The organism is Mesorhizobium sp. M2A.F.Ca.ET.039.01.1.1 (assembly GCF_003998035.1).
Classification (GTDB): domain Bacteria; phylum Pseudomonadota; class Alphaproteobacteria; order Rhizobiales; family Rhizobiaceae; genus Mesorhizobium.
Genome location: NZ_RZRY01001478.1, coordinates 1 through 522, shown reverse-complemented (window position 1 = coordinate 522; position 522 = coordinate 1). Strand labels below are relative to the sequence as shown.

Below are 522 nucleotides of genomic sequence, written 5' to 3'. Positions count from 1 at the left end.
GGCCATAGTAGAACTCCGGCAATGTGCTGATGCACGCCACTAGCCCAAAAACCAATCCCGAACGGGCACGAGCCAGCTTTCGACCGCTTTGTAGACGTCGACCAGCCACATCTCCATAGCACCCAGCTGATGCCCGAACAAAATCAGGGGGCCGATGACAATCAGAGCCAACAGTGCACATCCCACAAAGCCATCCGGACGATCAGCACTATCGTCGGGCGGCGGAAGCGGTTTGATGTGCCAATGCTGCCTCATTGTCCTGACCTAACGCTCCCGTTCGTCGCGCTCGCGGTCGTGCCGCTCATCGATTTCACGCTCCAGTTCGCTCAAGCGCGGAACCTGCTGCTGTGGCGGATCCGCCCGATACTCTTCATTCAACTTCGCCGCACGGCTGCCCGGTTCAGATGGTCCAGATGTAACCCGTACGTTGTCGTCACGTCCCTGTTCTGCTTCTGCGCGGCGCCGGCTCTCCATGTGGATTTCGTTGTTCAGATCGTGTCTGATCGTTGCCATGTCACGTAT

The 522-nt window shown here is 58.0% G+C and carries 2 protein-coding genes; both read right to left on the bottom strand.

Annotated features, from left to right (window positions below):
• Positions 1 to 39: 39 nt before the first annotated feature.
• Positions 40 to 255, bottom strand: a complete 216-nt coding sequence (locus EOA24_RS40545; RefSeq protein ID WP_127410950.1) for a hypothetical protein — start codon at positions 253 to 255, stop codon at positions 40 to 42.
• 9 nt (positions 256 to 264) lie between these two features.
• Positions 265 to 522, bottom strand: a 258-nt coding sequence (locus tag EOA24_RS40540; protein WP_210213670.1) for a hypothetical protein, incomplete at its 5' end; no start/stop codon positions are given.

Excerpts from the sequence above, each read along its gene's own strand:
- EOA24_RS40545 (WP_127410950.1), bottom strand. The coding sequence starts at position 255 with ATGAGGCAGCATTGGCACATCAAACCGCTTCCGCCGCCCGACGATAGT.